The organism is Candidatus Amarobacter glycogenicus, assembly GCF_016704105.1.
Lineage (GTDB): Bacteria > Chloroflexota > Dehalococcoidia > Tepidiformales > Tepidiformaceae > Amarobacter > Amarobacter glycogenicus.
On sequence record NZ_JADJAT010000020.1, the window covers coordinates 115,702 to 131,766 of the forward strand.

The window sequence follows — 16,065 nt, forward strand, 5'->3', positions numbered from 1 at the left end:
CCCCCCGGATATGTTCACCCACCTACACACTCATACCGAGTATTCGTTGCTCGACGGCATGTCGAAGATGGCGCCGTTGATGGACCGGGTGAAGGCGCTCGGGCAGGAAGCCGTGGCGATGACGGACCACGGGGCGCTGTACGGGGCTATCGATTTTTACCGAGAGGCGACCTCCCGGGGGATCAAGCCGATCATCGGACTCGAGGCGTATGTGGCGCCGGGGAGCCGGCTCACCAGGGAGCGCGGCGACAGTTCGCCCTACCACCTGGTGATGCTCGCGCGGAACATGACCGGTTACAAGAACCTCATCGCGCTGACGACAAAAGCGAACCTGGAAGGCTTCTACTACAAACCCCGCATCGACCGCGAACTCATCGAGAAGCACAGCGAGGGCATCACGGTGCTCTCCGGCTGTCCTTCGGCCGAGTTTCACCGGCGCATCCAGGAAGGCGACCGCGAAGGCGCGATGACGGTGGCGAAGTATTACCGCGAGGTCTTCGACGGGCACTACTACCTGGAAGTGCAGGACCACGGCGATGAGAAATTCACGCGCCTGAACCCGATGATCGCCGATATCGGTCGGGAGATGGGCATCAAGGTGGTGGCGACGAATGACAGCCACTTCACGATGCCGGACGAAGCCGAGGCGCACGACGTGCTGCTCTGCATCGGCACAAACGCGACGGTCGACCAATCGGGACGGTACAAATTCGACGGCCGGGGCTACTGGGTGAAAGGCGAAGACGAGATGCACTCGCTCTTCCCGGAGAACCCGGAGTTCATGAGCAACACCATGCTGGTCGCGAACGAATGCGACCTGGACCTGCATTTTGACCGTCAGCTTCTCCCGGAGCCTCCGGTCCCGGCTGGACAGCGCAGCGAGGACTACCTCGCCGAGATCTGCTTCCGCGGCCTGCATGAGCGATTCGAGGAGATCACGCCTGAGCTTCAGCAACGGCTGACGTACGAACTGGACGTGCTGAAGCAGACGGGGTTCACGGACTACATGTTCGTGGTGAAGGAGATCGCTGACTTCGCCCGCCGGGCGGGGATAAAGATGGGAGTGCGCGGGTCGGCCGCAGCCTCGCTCGTGCTGTACGTGCTCAAGGTGACGGACATCGACCCGGTAGCGAACCGGCTGGTGTTCGAGCGCTTCCTGAACCTGGAACGGCGCGAGATGCCGGACGTGGACTTCGACTTCGCCGACGACCGCCGGGACGAGATGATCCGGTTCGCCTACGAACGCTACGGCAAGGACCGCGTCGCCCAGATCATCACGTTCGGGACGCTCGGCGCGAAGGCGGCCATACGCGATGTCGGCAGGGCCCTGGGCATTTCGTATGCCGAGACCGATCGGGTGGCACGTCTGGTGCCGGAAGTCCTGCACATCACGCTCAACGAGGCATTGGAACAGTCGCAGGAGATGAAGGACATCTACGAAGGCGACCCGAAGGTGAAGCGCCTGCTCGATACCGCCAGGAAGCTCGAGGGAGTTTCGCGGCACGCCAGCACGCACGCCGCCGGGGTCGTCATCTCCCGCGACCCGCTGATCGAACACGTCCCCCTGCAGCGGCCGAGCAAGGGGGATGAGGACAGCATCCCAACGACGCAGTTCGCGATGGAACAGGTAGCGAAAATCGGCCTCTTGAAGATGGACTTCCTGGGCCTTTCGAACCTGACCATCCTTCAGCGGGCGGTAGAACTAATCAAGGCCACCAGCGGCGAAGCGATCGACATCGTCCACATCGCGGATGGCGACGAGAAGACGATGGAGATGCTGGGCAAAGGCGAGACGTTCGGCGTGTTCCAGCTTGAATCGGCGGGCATGCGGCGCTACGTCCAGGACCTGCAGCCGACCAACATTTCCGACCTCTGCGCCATGGTCGCACTCTACCGCCCGGGCCCAATGCAGCAGATCCCGCGCTTCATCGATTCGAAGCACGGCAAGATCGCGGTCTCCTACCCCCACCCGGACCTCGCCCAGGTCCTCGATGAGACCTACGGCGTCATCGTTTACCAGGACCAGGTGCTCCTCATCGCGCAGCGCTTCGCCGGCTACTCTCTCGGCCAGGCCGACATCATGCGCAAGGCCATGGGCAAAAAGAAGGCCGAGATCATGGTCGAAGAGCGCGGCCGCTTCGTCGCGGGCGCCATGGCCAAGGGGTACTCGGAAGAGGACGCGACCGCCGTCTTCGACCTGATCGAGCCGTTCGCCGGTTACGCCTTCAACAAGGCGCACAGCTGGTGCTACGGGCACATCGCCTATCAGACGGCCTGGCTGAAGGCGAACCACCCGGTCCAGTACATGACTGCTTTGCTGCAACTTTCGAAGAGCGCCCCCGACACGCATGCACGTATCGCGGCAGCTGTGGCCGAGTGCTCGAAGCTCGGGATCGAGGTGCTGCCACCGGACGTCAACGCGAGCATGGACAACTTCAGCGTGGAGCGGCGGCAGGACGGGGCGCTTGCCATCCGCTTCGGCATGGGAGTGGTAAAGAACGTCGGTTCCTCGGCGGTCGAGGGCATCGTCGCAGCGCGTGAGAAGGACGGCCCCTACCGCGACCTCGAAGACTTCTGCAAGCGAGCGGACCTGAGCGCGGCGAACTCGCGCGCTATCGAACACCTCGCGCGCTGTGGCGCGTTCGACCTGCTGGGGTACGACCGCGGGACGCTGGTGATGAACGCCGAGCGGCTGGTGGGCCTTGCCAAACGGGAGCGAGAACTCCGGGAGAGCGGTCAATCGACGATGTTCGACCTGTTCGGGAGCCAGGTGGATACGCCGCTCCCCGCGCTCGAACTGGAGCCGGCACCGGCGCGCAAGGAGGACATGCTCGCCTGGGAGAAGGAACTGCTCGGCGTTTACGTCTCGGACCACCCATTCAAGCCGGTCGCGAGCGATGTCGCCCGGTACACGAGCCACCAGATCTCCGAGATCGGCATGGAACTCAAGGGCCAGACCGTAACGATCGGCGGGCTCGTGAACCGGGTGCAGGCGCGCGTGACCCGCGACGGCCGGAAGTTCTACGTGGTCGACCTGGAGGACCTCTCCGGGACCGTCGAACTCACCGTCTGGAATGACACGATCGAACTGACAGGCGAGGAGATCTGGGCCGAGGGCCGGGTACTGGTGTGCTCGATTGAGGTGCGGGACCGCGGCGACCGTGTGGGGCTGAACGTGCGCAAGGCTGCGCCTTACGATGCCGCGGAAGGTTCGGTGGTCGGGTTCATCGCCGAACAGTGGCAGGTGGAGGCGCCGAAGCGGCGGCCCCGGATGGACCAGGCGCCGGGCGATGCCGCCTCCAGCGGGCCCCGTTCCAGCCCTGCGAACGGCCAACGCCCGAACGGCAACGGATACCAGAACGGGCAGCGAACAGCCTCTGCGCAAAACGGGGCGACGACCGAGGCTTCGCGCCCGGGGGTGACTCCTCCAGTGAACGGCGACTCCGCCCGGCTCACGGTGACCATCATCGAAACGGACGACATCCTCGCCGATGAAGCGCTGCTGCGGGCGGTAGCGGGAATGCTCAAGGGCAGCCCGGGGAACGACGAGGTACGCCTCGTCATCCGCGATGCCGACGGCAACGACACGGAGTTCGACTTGCCGCGCGCCGAGGTAACTGAAGACCTGGCCCGGAGTGTGAAGAATCTCTTGCGGAACCAGGGCCAGGTGAAGCTGGCGTCGGCGCGGCCCTCGGCGGCGTAGGGCGGTCCACCACCGGGCCGGAACAGGGCAAGGCGCGCGCCGCACGGCCGCTTCGGGAAACACAACGGCAATCTCCCCGTCATCTCCACTTCATCGCGAAGAAACTTCGTTGTCGCCATCCACCGATAGCTTGGAGTAATCGGAGGTGTGCGGATGAACAAATTTGAAGCGATGAAAGCGGAGAAGGACGGACTGGATGTCTGGCCCGACCTGCTACGCCATGCGGCGGAAGACACGCCGATCGAAGAGATCGGCGAGGACGAACTGAACCGGATGAAGTGGTACGGGGTGTTCCACCGGCCGCAGCGCCCGGGCACATTCATGCTGCGGTTGCGCTTGACGGGCGGGGCGCTCACCAGCCTCCAGATGCGCGAGATCGCCGCCATCGCGCGGGAACTCGGGCACGGGACGGTGGACATCACCACCCGCCAAAACATCCAGATGCGCGACCTGCGATTGTCCCAGATACCGGGCGTCCTCGAACGGCTGAGCAACGTCGGTGTCCACTCCCTGCAGACCGGGATGGACAACATCCGGAACTTCATCGGTTGCCCGCTGGCGGGTATCGACGGGATGGAGTTGTTCGACTCGACGCCGCTGTTGAACGCCATCGCGGAAGCCCACCAGATGGCGGGCAAGGCGATGAGCAACCTGCCGCGCAAGCTCAACGTCTCGGTCGCCGGCTGCCGGGACGACTGCGGGCATGCCCAGACGCAGGACATCGGGTTCGTACCCGCGACGACAGACCTCGATGGTCGCAGAGTGGCCGGGTTCAACGTGCTGGTGGGCGGTGCACTCGGCGGGACCTCGCCTCGCCTCGCAACGGCGCTCGATGTGTTCTTGAAACCCGAGGAGGTCGTGCCATTCTTCCTTGCGCTCGTCGGGGTCTATCGCGACAACGGGCCGCGCGACATCCGGACGAAGGCGCGGCTCAAGTGGCTCATCGCGGAGTGGGGCGAAGAGAGGCTCCGGGCGGCGGTGGAGGCACGGATGGAGGCGCCGCTTCGGCGCGCCGGGATCGACGAGCGGCTCCAGATCGCGGGCGACCACCTGGGTATCCACCCGCAGCGGCAGGTCGGCATGAACTACGTCGGGCTGCACATCCCGGTCGGCCGGGTCACCTCGGATGAGCTGGACGAGCTGGCCCGGCTCGCCGAGCAGTACGGCGCCGGTGAACTGCGGCTCACGATCGACCAGAACGTGGTGGTGCCTCACGTGCCGGATTCCGCGCTTTCGGCGCTGCTGGCGGAACCACTGCTGGCGAAGCTGCGGCCGAACCCTCCGGCCGTCTGGCGAAGCCTGGTGGCATGCACCGGGAACGACTACTGCCACTTCTCGCTTATCGATACGAAGACGCACGCCTTCAACCTGGCGACGGACCTGGAACGCAAGGGGATCCAGGTCCCGCGGGGGACTCGCATCCATGTGAGCGGCTGCGTCCACGCCTGCGGCAAGCACCACGTCGGGGATATCGGGCTACAGGGCGCGAACATCCGCCTCGGCGAACGGGTGGAGGAGGCCGCCGATGTCTGGGTTGGCGGAAAGCTCGGAGAGAACGCTCGGCTGGCGACGAAGGTACTGACCAACGTCCATGTCGAGGACCTGCCCGTGCTGGTGGAGGCGTTGGTCCGGCAGCGGTTCCAGCAGACGGTTCCCCTCTCTGTGATGCAACTCCTTGAACACACCAACACCCTGGAGGCAGTGGAATGAACGACGCAATCGCAGCGGTGGCCCAGGCGGCCACCGGCAAGGCAACCACTTTGAAGAAGTCGCCGGTCGGCTACTTCGTCCTTTCGATCATGGCCGGCGCCTACGTCGGCCTCGCGATCGTCCTCATCTTCGCGGTCGGAGCGCCGTTCTCGGCGGCCGCCTCACCCTGGACCAAGCTGGTCATGGGTGTCTCCTTCGGGGTCGCGCTCTCCCTGGTGATCATGGCCGGCTCGGAGCTGTTCACGGGCAACGTGATGGTGATGACCATCGGCCTGCTCAGGCGGACGGTTTCGCCCGCAGACCTGGGCGCCACATGGGTGGTGAGCCTCGCCGGGAACCTCGCCGGGTCGCTCCTTGTCGCCTGGCTGGTGGCGGAAGCCGGTGTCTTCAGCGCTGCGCCGCACCTGGGGTTCATCCAGAAGACGGTCGAGACAAAGATGACCCTGCCCGCCAGCGACCTCTTCTTCCGGGCGATGCTCTGCAACTGGCTCGTGTGCCTCGCCGTCTGGTGCGCGATGCGGGCGACGAGCGAAGCCGGCAAGCTGATCATGATCTTCTGGTGCCTGTTCGCGTTTATCGGCTCGGGCTTCGAACACAGCGTCGCGAACATGACGCTGCTCGGCATCGGCCTGTTGCAGGACCACCCTGACACGGTCACCTGGGGCGGATTCGTCCACAACCTGGTACCGGTGACGCTCGGAAATATCGTGAGCGGCGCGGTCTTCGTCGGTGGGGCCTACTGGCTGACGGCCGCGAAGATCACGATCCCGGGCTTCAGCCGGGCGGAAGTGCCGGGTATCGCCGGGGCAGACTGAGGCTGCCGCGCTGGCAATTTGTTCGATCGGGCGGGCCGGCGACGGCCCGCCTCATTCGTGGACGGGGTCCTGCTCGAGGATGAACCGGCGGAACGCCTCGGCATGCTGGATTTGCTGACCGGCGCCGGCCATCCGGGCCATCTCTTCGGCGAAGTCCGCGACATCCGGTCCGAGCTGCGAGGGGTGCTTCAGGAGCGCCTTCTTCTTCAGTTCGAGGGTCGGGCCGATATCGACCCAGACGTTGGGCTCGGCCGAACCGGAGAGCCAGACCTGGCGGACCTTCCACGGCTGGTATCCGTCTACCAGGAGTTCGGGGAACGTGAGGCGGTCGCGGGCTGTGGGAAAGGTCGCATCGAGGGCAACATCACCGGCGACGCGGTGGTCCGGGTGATTCACGTAGTTGTCTGAAAAGAAGCGGTTCGTCGGATCGAAGGTAAGGAGGACGTGGGGGCGGTGCCTGCGGATGATCCGGGTGACATCGCGGCGGAGTTCGAGGGTGTGGACGAGGTAGCCATCCGGGTAGCCCATGAACTCGTAGTTCTTTACGCCGAGGATGGCGCCGGCTGCCCGCTGTTCGGCCTCGCGAATGATCGTCAGCCGCTCGCTGGTCATTTCCGGGTCTTCGCTGCCCTTGTCGCCCTTCGTGATGATGACGTAGGTGACTTCGCAACCGGCGGCGGCCCAGCGGGCGATGGTCCCCGCGACCATGAATTCGGCATCGTCGGGGTGGGCGACGACGACCATCGCGGAGGGCGGGACAAAGTCTTCGACGTTCGAGGGCACGGTGGCGGACTCCGGTGCGTGGGTTCGTGAAACCAGCGTAGCAGCGAACCGCTCAGGACGAAGCGGGAGCCGGAGGGAGGTAGTCCCGGGGGTGTTCGCGGACGTCCGCCGCAAGCCGCTCGATGAAGGTGAGCCCGTCGGATGCGTAGGCGGCGAGGGAATCGGCGCCGAGCACCACCTCGACTTCGTAGAGGCCAACGGTGCCACAGACGACGGAGAGGACGAGGGCGCCGCCCGCCTCGCGCAGCAGCATCCAGTCCCACGTGCTTTCGGCGACGAGGGTCCGTCCGGGGCCGAAATCGCGCCGTTCCACCGGGGTGAGATTAGCAGTTCGGGGCCTGCCGGGTGCGTTGGCCGAGCGGCGGTTGGGACAGCGACTACTCAGACGCGGCGAGCCACTTGGCCTTGTGGCGTCCACGAGCGACCCGGCGGGCGCCATCGAAGACTTCGAATTCGTAGGTAAGGTAGATAGTCCGGCCAGAGCGGCCCTTGTCGGCGACCCGTTCTTTGACGGTGTAGGTGCGGTCCTGGAAGAGCGGGCCCTCGATGGCGAGGTCGTGCTGGGCCCACATTCCCGGTTCGCGGATCCCTTCCATGCGGCCGGGACGAGGCTGCCGCGGCTCGCGCATGAGGTGGAGCGCGACGACGTGGAGCTGTTCGGGAGGCACGATGGGGCCGCCCCAGGGAGACCCACCGGCGTACCAGGGCGTTGTGTCGCCGGCAGACCGGACGGTCGCCTGGCAGAGATCCGGCTCCGGCGTGAACTCATGCGGGAGGAACTCGAACCCCAGGGAGACCTCGGGCAGGACGCCTTCCGCCCCGTGGGCGCCATCCTCCGAGGGGTTCCAGGGAATCGTGGCGCCGAGGCCGGCACGGCCGTTGCAACAGAGCCGGCCGCTGCGATCGACCACCTGGATGGCAATGCCATCCGGAGTCCGGCCGGCAACCTCGTGGACTTCATCGTCGATGTAGACCGGCGAGACGAAGGTGAAGGAGTACCAGCCACCTTCCATCCACTCCTTGCCGAACGCAGCGACGATCGCGGGGAGGGCCGCGGTGCCGACGATGCTCCCGGGGACGAATCCCCCTCGGAATCCGAGGCGCTGGGCTTGAGCATCGTCGTGGATCGATTCCTTTTGCTCGGCGGCGGTGTTCACGAGTTTCCGATAGATGCCTTCGAAGAATGGCGGGTCAGTCACTTGGCTGCTCCATGGCCGAGGATTTCGGCATTGTGTTCGCCGGGGTTCGGCGGACGGTTCGGCGCGGCAGGCGTGTCCCACGGGAAGGGGAGCCCGGGGGTCGGTACGCGGTGGCCGGCGAACTCGGCTTCCTTGAGGAAGCCCCGGGCCGCGTAGTGCGGGTTGCTGGCCTGGTCGCCGGGCGAGTGGACAGGGGCGAAGGTAAAGCCCGCTTCGGCCGATTCGGCGAACCACTGGTAACGCGGTTTCGAAGCGACGGAAGAGAGGTATGGCTGCTCGAGCTCCGGCCAGTGCTCCATCCGGTAGGCGGGGTTGGACCAATCGTCCGTGACGAATTCCTCGAGCCCGAAGAAGAGGGCAATCTCTTCCCAGCTGGCGTAAAGGGAGAGGACGTAGATCCAGCCGTCCGCCGTCATGGCGGTATGGCGGAAGCCCTGGTGGCCGAAGCCGGGGAGTTCCCGGCGCATCTTGGTACCCGAATAGGCCCACTCGCCGATGTGGCGCGACCAGTGGGGGATGTAGGTTTCCTGCATCGAGACATCGATATGGCCGCCGCCGCAGGCGCCCCTGGTGATGCCGAGGCAGCGGGCGAGTACGGCGGTGGCGGCGTTGATTCCGGCGATGTGATGGGCGGGGAAGCCGCCGGCCTTCGAAGGAGCGGAATCCATCGACCCTGTGGAGTGGAGGACTCCGGCCGACGCCTGGATAGTCAACTCCGAAGCCTGCCAGCGGGTCTTCGGGCCCGTGTGACCGTAGGGGGAGATGCTCGCGACGACGATGTCGCGGTTCTGGTCTCGCAGCCGGTGGGTGGTGACACCGAGGCCGCCAAGGCCACCCGGGCCGAGGTCTTCGACGACCGCATCGGCGGAAGACGCGAGTTCGAGGAACTGCGAACTCCAGGTCTGGGCGTCCAGCGTGACACTCTTCTTGCGGCGGGCGAGGAAGCCTCGCTCCGTCTCGTCCAGGACTGCAGTCGGTCGATCGGCGGCGGCGTACCAATCGGGGAGTTCGACGCGGATGACTTCGTGGCCGAGTTCCGCGAGAAGCATCCCGGAGAAGCCTGCGGCCGGGCCGGCGGAGAGTTCGAGGACGCGGAGGCCCCCACTCCGCGGGCGCTTGGTTGCGCGCGGAGTGTGCTCCTCGTTCCCCGGACCCTTTTCCCCAGCCCGGGAGAGGGGGAGTCCGCCAGGCGCCGGAGTGGGCGGCGGGAGACCGAGCTGTTCGGCGAAGTCCTCGTCGCGGTAGGCGGTACGGCGGTCTTCGACCTGGACATCTCGCAGGACGATGAGGGCGCTGGATGCTTCGAGGGCAGCGACTTCCTTCGGGGTCGCGCCGAGCCATTCGCCCAGCACCCGCGCGTTGTCGGCGCCATGGAAGTGGATGTCCTTGAGCGGATGCCGTGCGTGCCCGGCGGCGATCCAGGGAGTCGTGGGGTGTGGGTGGGCAGCGAAGCCCAGGATGGGGCGCTCGTGCTGGACCCAGTCGAACAGGCCGCGCGACTTCAGGTGGGGGTCGAAGAGCGGGTCGCGCGACTTCTGGACGGGGGAGGCCGCAACCCCGTGCCGCTGGAGGAGCTCCGCGAGCTCGTCCTTATCCTGAGTCGCGGTCCAGCCGGAAAGGAGGGCGTCGATGGCATCGTGATTGGCGTGGCGGGCCCAGGCGGTATCGAACTCCGAGTCCTGGAGCCGGGGCGAGCCAGCCAGGGCCGCGAGTGCCTTCCACTGGGAGTCGTCTTTGACCGTGATCGCCAGCCACTCGTCTTCGCCCTTCGCAGGGTAGATACCCTGGGGAGCGAAGTCGCGGTCACGATTCCAGAGGCGCGGGGGAGTGTCACCGACGCCTGCGGCCACGACCGTGTGGCCGACGAGCAGGGTGATGGCCTCGGCCATCGAAAGGTCGATGTACCTGGCGGCGCCGGTGCGAGCGCGCGCTTCGAGGGCGGCGAGGAGGCCGAGGGCGGCGAACCTGCCTCCGAGCTGATCGGAGAAGACACCGCTGCCGACGCGGATGGGCGGGCCGGACTCGGGGCCGGTGAGGCAGTTCAAGCCGCCTGCAGCTTCCGTGCTTGGCCCAAACGCCGCGTAGCCGCTCCAGGGACCGGGAGAGCCGTAGCCCGAGAGCTGGAGGACGATGGCCGACGGGTTGAGGGCGCTGATGACGTCCGGGCCGAGGCCGAGGCGCTCCATCACTCCGGGGACGAAGTTGCTGCAGACAATGTCGGCCTGCGCCACGAGGCGCTTCGCTACCTGGAGGCCAGCCGGGTCCTTCAGGTTGATCCCGATGCACGGCTTGGAGAGGTAGACCCCGTCGACGACACCGATATAGAAGCTATCGCGCCCGGGGCCGGCAACGCGGACCACTTCGGCGCCGAGTTCGGCGAGCGTGCGCGTGCCGGCAGGCAGCGAATAGGCGACTTCGAAAGAGAGGACGCGGATGCCTTTGAGCGGGAGGAACAGGCTGGAGTCGGCTGCGTTCGGGGTGGACAAGGTGGACGGGAGTTTACCAGAGCAGACGGAACAGCCGCGGGGCGCACGCTGCGACCGAGGACATGGTTAGCACGCCCGGGCGGAGACCGAAAGCGGGCGCATTGAGGCTAGCTCTGCCCGCGGGACTTCAGCATCTGGGCGACGACCGGGCTCGGGCGCGGCGGATGCCACGTCTTGTAGGCGACTTCGAGCGGTACCGGCCACTCGGTTTCGACGTCCAGGCGGTAGCCCGGAGCGCCGGCTTCCTCCAGCGCTTCGCAGGCCGCGCGGGCAACCTGGAGCATTAGCGCGTCGTTGTGCGGGGTCCCAAAGCTGTGGCCAAACGGGAATTCGACGCCGACGACGCGGGGAGCGCGCATTTTCAAGGCGAGTTCGGGCATCATCGTGACGGTGACGGTGGGAATGCCGAGCGATTCAATCAGACGCGCCAGCACGGGCACGTTCCTGCAGCAGTCCGGTCAGGCAGGGGCAAGCAACAGGACATCGACCTTGCGTTCTTTCAGGCGGGCGGCGAGTTCCGGGCCCTGGGTGTTGCGCCAGTCCAGGAGGCGGCGGTCCTGGTAACCCATGAACGAGTAGTGCTCGCCGGCGAGCGAGCCGATCCGCCCTTCGGTCTCGAGCGCCTTGAAGGCACGGATGGGGAGGACGACATCCACATCCTCGAGCAAGTCATCGTGGCTGATGTGGAGGTGTGAACAGGAGACCTGCTCCTGGCGGACATCCGACGGAATGACGCGGTAGGTAGGGTCGCCCCACTGGGGGTTGGCCCACTCCCGTTCTTCATCGAACCCGGCCTGCGAGTCCTTGAGGAAGATCCCGGCCGAAGTCATGAGCGCGATGGAACAGCGGTTGAGTGGCCTGGGAAGCGGGGTCCAGGCGACGGGCTCATCACTCACGGGCGTGGCCTCGTACATGGTCTTCATCGAGCGGGGCAGGTAGCGGTAGCTATCAACGGTCACGGGAGCCTCCGGTTTCGGCGCTTCGGCGCGCAGCATACTTCGGATCGAGCGGGGAGGCGCGGTTTGTTTGAGTGCTTATACTTTTCTCAGCAATGGCAAACGAATCGCTTCTCCGAAAGACCCAGGCCGACCTCATCCTCGAGCGGTCCGCGATGCAGATCCAGGCGCTCCTGAAGGAAGCCTGCAGCGAACTCCAGCCTTTCCCTTCGTTCCCGAACGCGATTTTCACGACAGCGATCGAGTGCGATATCGACGGTGGGGACCCGGAAGTCGGCTGCGTCGTTGTGGCCGAAGACGGCGAACTCTACGAACTCCAGATGGGTGTGGACCACGACTCGATTGAGCTCATGGACTCGTGGGACCCGGTGACTGCGCGGAAAGAGACGCTGAAGAAGCTCGAACTGCACCCGAAGGATCATCTGCTCTACGCGTATTCCGGCCTGGTGGCCGTAACCGAGCATCTCCTGGAACGCGAGGCTTCTCGAACATGAAACGCCTGTTCAGGTTCCTGTTGTTCGCCGGCATCGTCACGGCCGTGGTGGTGTACGTGACCAATGCTTCTCGGAAGCGGGCGACGGGGACCCAGGCGCCTGAGAACTCGCCCTGGGCGCCGCCGACGCTGGAACCGAGCGAGACATACGAGCCCGAGCCGGTCGCCAGCACGAACGGAGCCGTGCCGGCGGGCGAGCCGGCGGTTGCACCCGCGGAGGAACCAGAAGGCGCAGCGGAAGCGGCGGAGGCTATCGAAGAAGCGATCGCCGAGGCGGAGCTGCTCGACGAAGCAGAGGCTGCCGAACTCTTCGCGGAAGCACTGGCCGAAGATGCCGCCGAATCCCTGCAGGATGCGATCGCAGAGGACGAAGGCATGCCGCCGCCGCCCGGCGGAGCCGCCGAAGACATCGCGCTCGATGCAGAGGGAGACCTCGTGATTTCCGAACTCGCCGAGCCCGGCGAAGAGGAAGAGTTCCTGGAGGCGGTCGCAGACGCAGAGGCCATGGAAGAGGTTGCGGCGCTGGCGGAGGCTGAAGCCGAAGCTGAGATGATGGCCGAAGCAGAAGCCGGCGCGGAGGCTATCACCGATGCCGCCGCCGCGCTGGCGGAACCCGTGACGATCGACGCGCCGCAGGAGTCAGAAGAGGCGAGCCCACCGGAGGCCGGGGTCGTAGTGCTCGACACCGAGCAGGAGCCCGCGGAACGCGACGTTCTGACCGAGGCCTTCGAGCAACTTGCGGCGACACCGGAGCCGGCGATCGAGGCCGAAGCCATCCTCTCGGCCCCCGAAGCCGCACCGAACCTGTTCTCTTCAGTCGAAGAGGCCCTGGACGACCTGGAGCCGGCGCCAATCGTTCCTCCCCCCAGGCGGACGGCAGAATCGTTCCTGGATGAAGGTAACGTCTACTTCAATGTCGGGCAGTACGGGCTCGCGATCGAACGGTACGGACAGGCGATTGCGCTCGATGACCAGCTGACCGCCGCCTACTACAACCGTGCGAACGCCCATACGCGTGCGGGTGAATTCGAAAAGGCGCTGGGCGACTACGACCGTGCGCTCGACCTCCATCCGCTCGACGCGGACGCACTGAACAACCGCGGGATGCTGCACCTTTACCGGACGAACTACGCGGCCGCGCTCGCTGACTTCAACCGGGCACTCGACATCGACTCAAGCGACACGACGGTGATGGTGAACCGGGGCCTGGCCCAGTTGCACGGCGGGAACGCGGCGGCCGCGCTGGTGGACTTCCGCGAGGCGGCCCAGATGGACCAGAGCGATGCTGCGGCGCAGTACGGGGCGGCTCAGGCCGCGGCTACGATGGGGAACCGCGAAGAGGCGTTCCGCCACATCGGCCGGGCGCTCGAACTGGACCCCGCCTACGCGCGCGAGGCGGCGGCAGACCCGCGCCTGGCGATCCTCTCGGGCGACGAAGAGTTCCTGAAGCTGCTGCGGCAAACCGGCCCTCGCGCCAACTGAAGGCGCAAGCCGGCGATTCGCGTTCGAGCGTGCGAGACGAGGGAACCACGCCTGGCGGCGAACGCTTTCGGTTGTCCAGGCTTCCCCGCCGTCGCGCACAATCACCCCACATGGAAGAGCCCTCACCGAAGCAGCATGCAATCTTCAACGCGTCGAGCTGGACCGAGGCTGGCCCCCCAACGGGCCAACGCATTGCGCTCCACAAGCTGGCGGCGGCGCTGCGGAAGATCAACGAAGCACTCGTCGACATGGATGCAAGCGAAGAGGACCTGCTCGCGGCGGCAGCCTCGGCCGAACAGTTCGCGGTAAGGCTGGAAGCCACCCGGAAAGGCCACCACCAGTGGGGCTTCGCGGAATCGAGCACGGCCCCATCGACCCGGGTAATGCTGGACCGTTCACCCCTCATGGGGCTGGGCAATCCGCTGGCGCCGCCCCTGAGCTTCAGAGTCGAAGACGGTAAGATCCGGGGGACGGGCCGCTTCGGACTCCATTACGAGGGCCCTCCGGGCCATGTCCATGGCGGGTTCGTCGCCGCCGCGCTCGACGAACTGCTGGGGATGGCCCAGTCCCTGAGCGACAAATCCGGCATGACCGGGACGCTGACGGTCCGCTATCGGCGGCCGACACCCCTGCACAAGGAACTGAGCTTCACCGCCTGGGTCGACCGGGTGGAGGGCCGCAAGATCTTCACGACGGGCACCATCCACGATGGCGAGACACTCTGCGCCGAAGCCGAAGGCGTGTTCATTTCGGTCGATTTCGCCGCGATGCAGGCGATGCAGGCGCGGGAACGAGGCAGGACGGATACCTCCGCCCCCCCGTAGCGAGCACCGCCGGTGACACCAGGAAGGCCACCCGTGCCTTCCACAGGTGGCCTTCGAGGGGGTGGTGGCCGCGAGGGAAACGGCACACCGGAGGAGGGAACGACTCGATCAGCCGTAGCGCCACTCGGGCGTGGCAGTGTGGCACCGCGGGCAATAGTGGTCGCGAACATCGTAGGTATCGCGGCATTCGGGGCAGCGGCGCTGAAGCGCGGACGCGGCCTCCTGGACGTAGGCGGGGACGGGTTCGGCGGCGACGAGCCGCTTCCACCATGGTTGGCGTGAGTTCCGAAGCATCGGCAGCCTCCTTAGCGAGACGGGCGGAACGAATCCGCGCACGGGGGGCCGTGCGGCGAAGCCGATCCATCGCGGTCTGAGAGGCTTGATGCGGCAGGCTGAGCGGCTGCCACGCCTCTCCCAATACGCCTACGGGGTTAGCTGACGGGTTCGGCGAAGGGAGTCGCCTACCAGGCCAAGGCCCGGATACACCCCAGGTGGTGGGTCCCCCGTCCGGTGTTGCCACCGGTTCGGCACGAACGTTGTACCACATGGCAACCAGCGGTTGCATTAACAGTTCGTAAATTCGGCTTACCTGTCGCCGGGTCAGTTCCCGCGCTACTGGAAGAGAGCGCCCACCGACTGACCGGAGTGGATGCGGCCGATGGCATCGCCAAATTGCGGGGCAACGGGGAGGATGGTGAGGTTCGGGAGGCGCTTCTCCGGGCCCAGAGGGACGGAATCGGTGACGACGATTTCACGCGCATCGAGCGAACGGAGGCGGGCGACGGCAGGCCCGCTGAAGACGGGGTGGTAACAACTGATGATCATCTCCCGGGCGCCGTTCTGGCGGAGCGCGTTCACTGCGGAGACGATGGTGCCTGCGGTGCTGATTTCGTCATCGAGGATGAGGCAGCCGCGTCCTTCGACCTCGCCGATGACGTGCATCGCCTCGGCGGTCTCGGTGTTCCCGATGCGCCGCTTGTCGATGATCGCGAGCGGGAGGTCCAGGCGGACAGCGAGGTCCCGGGCGCGCTTCTCACCGCCGACATCGGTGGCGACGACGGTGTAATCGGTGAGGTTCTTCGATTTGAAGTAAGCGGAGACGGGAAAGAGCGCGTTGAGCTCATCGAGGGGGATGTTGAAGAAGCCCTGGATCTGCCCGGCATGGAGGTTCATGGTGAGGACGCGGTCGGCGCCGGCCGTTTCGAGCATGTTCGCTATCAAGCGGGCAGTGATGGGGACGCGAGGCTGGTCCTTTTTGTCGCTGCGGCCATAGGCGTAATACGGGATGACAGCGGTGATGCGGCCGGCCGAGGCGCGGCGGGCTGCATCGATCATGATCAACAGTTCGAGAATCGATGTGTTGACCGGAGAGACGAACGGCTGGACCAGGTACACATCGCGCTGGCGGATGTTCTCCTGGAACTGGACAAAGATGTTCTCGTTCGAGAATTCGAAGACATCGACCTTGCCGAGGGGGCGCCCCAGTCGCGCGGCGATTGCTTCGGCCAACTCGGGGTGGGCGCGGCCGGTGAATATCGCGAAGTCGTTGTACACGGCGGCGGCTCCGGGCATCGTCTCAAGTGGGAATCTACTCGTGGGCCGCCTTAGGTGCGA

14 protein-coding genes and 1 riboswitch are annotated in these 16,065 nt (G+C 66.0%); of the genes, 6 read left to right on the forward strand and 8 right to left on the reverse strand.

Annotation, left to right across the window (positions count from 1 at the left end; translation table 11 throughout):
- Positions 1-10 precede the first annotated feature (10 nt).
- The 3 genes from dnaE (at position 11) to IPG14_RS14905 (ending at position 6,228) form a co-directional block, all read left to right on the forward strand.
- Positions 11-3,703, forward strand: coding sequence for a DNA polymerase III subunit alpha (dnaE, locus tag IPG14_RS14895; RefSeq protein ID WP_343392338.1), 3,693 nt, complete (start codon positions 11-13; stop codon positions 3,701-3,703).
- 153 nt (positions 3,704-3,856) lie between these two features.
- On the forward strand, positions 3,857-5,413 hold the full coding sequence (gene nirA / locus IPG14_RS14900; RefSeq protein ID WP_343392339.1) for a ferredoxin--nitrite reductase: 1,557 nt from the start codon (positions 3,857-3,859) through the stop codon (positions 5,411-5,413).
- Complete coding sequence (locus IPG14_RS14905) at positions 5,410-6,228, forward strand: formate/nitrite transporter family protein (RefSeq protein WP_343386327.1); 819 nt, start codon at positions 5,410-5,412, stop codon at positions 6,226-6,228. The genes nirA and IPG14_RS14905 overlap by 4 nt, the downstream gene beginning before the upstream one ends.
- A 51-nt stretch (positions 6,229-6,279) precedes the next feature.
- Here the strand turns inward: IPG14_RS14905 and IPG14_RS14910 are convergent, their stop codons facing one another.
- The 6 genes from IPG14_RS14910 to IPG14_RS14935 form a co-directional block, all read right to left on the reverse strand.
- Entirely contained in the window at positions 6,280-7,011 is a 732-nt protein-coding gene (locus IPG14_RS14910; protein ID WP_343386328.1) for a PIG-L family deacetylase, read from the reverse strand.
- Between the two features lie 52 nt (positions 7,012-7,063).
- Positions 7,064-7,324 carry a hypothetical protein gene (locus tag IPG14_RS14915; RefSeq protein ID WP_343392340.1) on the reverse strand — a complete coding sequence of 87 codons (261 nt, stop codon included), beginning with the start codon at positions 7,322-7,324 and terminating at the stop codon, positions 7,064-7,066.
- Between the two features lie 64 nt (positions 7,325-7,388).
- Complete coding sequence (locus IPG14_RS14920) at positions 7,389-8,210, reverse strand: hypothetical protein (protein ID WP_343392341.1); 822 nt, start codon at positions 8,208-8,210, stop codon at positions 7,389-7,391.
- Complete coding sequence (locus IPG14_RS14925) at positions 8,207-10,696, reverse strand: CoA transferase (protein WP_343392342.1); 2,490 nt, start codon at positions 10,694-10,696, stop codon at positions 8,207-8,209. The genes IPG14_RS14920 and IPG14_RS14925 overlap by 4 nt, the downstream gene beginning before the upstream one ends.
- A gap of 107 nt (positions 10,697-10,803) precedes the next feature.
- The gene (locus IPG14_RS14930; RefSeq protein ID WP_343392343.1) at positions 10,804-11,130 is read right to left on the reverse strand and encodes a hypothetical protein; all 327 of its coding nucleotides are present in this window, start codon (positions 11,128-11,130) and stop codon (positions 10,804-10,806) included.
- Between the two features lie 24 nt (positions 11,131-11,154).
- The gene (locus tag IPG14_RS14935) at positions 11,155-11,655 is read right to left on the reverse strand and encodes a glycine/sarcosine/betaine reductase selenoprotein B family protein (protein WP_343392344.1); all 501 of its coding nucleotides are present in this window, start codon (positions 11,653-11,655) and stop codon (positions 11,155-11,157) included.
- A gap of 92 nt (positions 11,656-11,747) precedes the next feature.
- On the opposite strand from IPG14_RS14935, the gene IPG14_RS14940 reads away from it, so the two are divergent.
- The 3 genes from IPG14_RS14940 to IPG14_RS14950 all read left to right on the forward strand — a co-directional run bounded on the left by IPG14_RS14940 (position 11,748) and on the right by IPG14_RS14950 (position 14,451).
- Positions 11,748-12,146 (forward strand): hypothetical protein, encoded by a 399-nt coding sequence (locus tag IPG14_RS14940; RefSeq protein WP_343386334.1) that lies wholly within the window; start codon positions 11,748-11,750, stop codon positions 12,144-12,146.
- A complete protein-coding gene (locus IPG14_RS14945; RefSeq protein ID WP_343392345.1) occupies positions 12,143-13,627 on the forward strand; it encodes a tetratricopeptide repeat protein in 1,485 nt (494 codons plus the stop codon). The genes IPG14_RS14940 and IPG14_RS14945 overlap by 4 nt, the downstream gene beginning before the upstream one ends.
- A 110-nt stretch (positions 13,628-13,737) precedes the next feature.
- The gene (locus IPG14_RS14950) at positions 13,738-14,451 is read left to right on the forward strand and encodes a PaaI family thioesterase (protein WP_343392346.1); all 714 of its coding nucleotides are present in this window, start codon (positions 13,738-13,740) and stop codon (positions 14,449-14,451) included.
- 108 nt (positions 14,452-14,559) lie between these two features.
- Here IPG14_RS14950 and IPG14_RS14955 read toward each other — a convergent pair whose 3' ends face one another.
- Both IPG14_RS14955 and IPG14_RS14960 read right to left on the reverse strand, forming a co-directional pair.
- Entirely contained in the window at positions 14,560-14,745 is a 186-nt protein-coding gene (locus tag IPG14_RS14955; RefSeq protein WP_343386337.1) for a hypothetical protein, read from the reverse strand.
- Between the two features lie 110 nt (positions 14,746-14,855).
- Positions 14,856-14,991, reverse strand: a riboswitch (cyclic di-AMP (ydaO/yuaA leader).
- Between the two features lie 72 nt (positions 14,992-15,063).
- Positions 15,064-16,023 (reverse strand): ribose-phosphate pyrophosphokinase, encoded by a 960-nt coding sequence (locus tag IPG14_RS14960; RefSeq protein ID WP_343386338.1) that lies wholly within the window; start codon positions 16,021-16,023, stop codon positions 15,064-15,066.
- Positions 16,024-16,065 lie beyond the last annotated feature (42 nt).

Coding starts and splice junctions, on each gene's coding strand:
- dnaE (WP_343392338.1), top strand. CDS start 11: ATGTTCACCCACCTACACACTCATACCGAGTATTCGTTGCTCGACGGC.
- nirA (WP_343392339.1), top strand. CDS start 3,857: ATGAACAAATTTGAAGCGATGAAAGCGGAGAAGGACGGACTGGATGTC.
- IPG14_RS14905 (WP_343386327.1), top strand. CDS start 5,410: ATGAACGACGCAATCGCAGCGGTGGCCCAGGCGGCCACCGGCAAGGCA.
- IPG14_RS14940 (WP_343386334.1), top strand. CDS start 11,748: ATGGCAAACGAATCGCTTCTCCGAAAGACCCAGGCCGACCTCATCCTC.
- IPG14_RS14945 (WP_343392345.1), top strand. CDS start 12,143: ATGAAACGCCTGTTCAGGTTCCTGTTGTTCGCCGGCATCGTCACGGCC.
- IPG14_RS14950 (WP_343392346.1), top strand. CDS start 13,738: ATGGAAGAGCCCTCACCGAAGCAGCATGCAATCTTCAACGCGTCGAGC.
- IPG14_RS14955 (WP_343386337.1), bottom strand. CDS start 14,745: ATGCTTCGGAACTCACGCCAACCATGGTGGAAGCGGCTCGTCGCCGCC.
- IPG14_RS14960 (WP_343386338.1), bottom strand. CDS start 16,023: ATGCCCGGAGCCGCCGCCGTGTACAACGACTTCGCGATATTCACCGGC.